Source organism: Halococcus thailandensis JCM 13552, assembly GCF_000336715.1.
Taxonomy (GTDB): domain Archaea; phylum Halobacteriota; class Halobacteria; order Halobacteriales; family Halococcaceae; genus Halococcus; species Halococcus thailandensis.
In genome coordinates, this window is the sequence record NZ_AOMF01000124.1 from 1 (window position 1) to 1,815 (window position 1,815).

Genomic DNA, 1,815 nt, shown 5'->3' on the forward strand with positions numbered 1-1,815 from the left:
CCGAGTGCTTGCGTAGCAGTCGCGTGATCGACCTTGTACAGCAACAGCGTTGCGAGCTCTGCGAGCACGAACCGAGTAGTGTACAGGGGTGAATAGGCGAGATCGCCTACACGGATCGCCTGAAAGACCGCGCGAGCCGTCTCGTGGTGCTCATCCCGCTCGTTGTAGTACGCGAAAAACGCCCCAGTATCGATGAACAGCGGGTCGCTACGCACGTCAACGGCGCTCGCGGAGGTAGGATCGGTACCGGTGTCGGCGCTACTCATTCGCCAGCGCGTCGGCGAGATACTCGTCGGTCTTCGTGGCGTCCGTCGGTTCAGCCGACGATCCGGGGTCGGCATCCCAGAACCCGTCATCGGGATCGATCTCGGCCGTCGCGCGCTCTTCGTCGTCGAGCCACCATACCGCTACTGCGCCGATCTTCTTGCGGTGGACTCGCCCTGCCTCCTCGAGCTTCCGGAGACGCTGGTCGGCACTCTGACGCGCGATGCCGAGCTGGTCGGCTACCTCGCTTGTTCCTGCTGGATCGTGCTCACGAACGGCCTCCAGGATGTCTGCATCCGTGTGATCCGGAGCGTAACGTCCGCGCTCGTCGCGGTCAGTCATACGACACGCTACACACTCCGTAATGTTAAATCCATCTGCTACGGTGGCAGTCCGGGAAAGCAGATCCCAATACTTCTCTCAGTCGTAGTCGCCGAGTCCAGTATCTTCGGACGGTTCCTCAGCCGCCGAACTACCGTCAAGACTGCTCTCTTCGTTCTCTGCTCGTTCATCCGGTCCACCGCTCTCCTCACTCTCCTCAGGAGAGTGATCGACAGTTTCGACTGGATCGGGATCGCTGGCGAGCGAGTCGCCTGCCGACCCATCCGGCTCTGCCTCGCTTGTAGTTTCACTCGGAGAACCGTCAGCATCGGTAGCATCGAGGCTTTCCAGCGCTTCGATGGCCGCCTCCCGATACGGACTCAGCACCTCACCGTACTCGTCGCGCGCCATCCGTGCGTAGTCGTTGAGCTCGGAATCGAACCCTTCGAGTCGCTCGATGGTCCGGTCGGCAGTTTCGACTACCCACCGATCACGGGTGGATTCATCCACCTCGCTGATCGACTCCGGCCGCACGGCGACGTTCGTCTCGCCGTCGTCAGTCTCGTAGCTCCGGGGTTTCCCGACCACCGTCACATACGTGGGCGTCTCGATCTGCCGCAGTGCGCTCGCCGCCTCTGGCTGGTACTGGCCCGCATAGACGTAGAACGTCCCCGTCGGATCGACCACGCGTCCCTGCCAGTATTCGCTGTCGGAACCGACGTCCTCGGTCTCTGTCAGCGTTCCCGCGAAAAACAACCGGTTGACCCGATCGCCCGTCGGCAATAGCGTGTAGTTCGGCGCGAGTTCATCCTCGGATTCTTTGAACGAGTATGACGCGTCGTTGAACTCGCGAGCGAACAGCCGCTTGGCGACCTCCCGCCCTGGCGACCCGTCGTCTGGACTGGTGCTCATCTACAACGACCTCGCTGTGATCAGCACGTCTTCAGAATCCGTCCGCGCGCCAAGCCTCTCGTACTCGTCAACCAGGACGTAGCGCCCGAGCTCTGGCCCGCTGACCCGGTAATACTTCCCGAGTACGTCTTCGGTGATATCGTCGGCGACGACTGTCGTATCCAGCGCGTCCATCGCGCGCTCTTTGGCCTCCGCAAGCGTGATATCGGCGAACTCCTCGGTCATCTCCCGGTTGAAGATCACCTCGTGGACCTCGCTCCCGTTGTCGAGAACGCCCTTGATCCGGAGGTCGAACTCACCATCGACCTCCCCGTGCTC

General features: G+C 61.8%; 3 protein-coding genes and 1 pseudogene. All 4 read right to left on the reverse strand.

Features of this window, described 5'->3' with window-relative positions; genetic code table 11:
• Window positions 1–266 (reverse strand): type II toxin-antitoxin system VapC family toxin (locus tag C451_RS05680; protein ID WP_007738651.1); only part of this gene is annotated, 266 nt, incomplete at its 3' end.
• Window positions 259–606, reverse strand: a complete 348-nt coding sequence (locus C451_RS05685; protein ID WP_007738659.1) for a winged helix-turn-helix domain-containing protein — start codon at window positions 604–606, stop codon at window positions 259–261. The genes C451_RS05680 and C451_RS05685, both read right to left, overlap by 8 nt.
• 78 nt (window positions 607–684) lie before the next feature.
• Complete coding sequence (locus C451_RS05690; protein WP_007738660.1) at window positions 685–1,497, reverse strand: RPA family protein; 813 nt, start codon at window positions 1,495–1,497, stop codon at window positions 685–687.
• Window positions 1,498–1,815 (reverse strand): annotated as a pseudogene (locus C451_RS05695) (replication factor A); the annotation flags it as partial.

What these genes read in the sequence shown, in the direction of transcription:
- C451_RS05685 (WP_007738659.1), bottom strand. Translation starts at nt 606, where the DNA reads ATGACTGACCGCGACGAGCGCGGACGTTACGCTCCGGATCACACGGAT.
- C451_RS05690 (WP_007738660.1), bottom strand. Translation starts at nt 1,497, where the DNA reads ATGAGCACCAGTCCAGACGACGGGTCGCCAGGGCGGGAGGTCGCCAAG.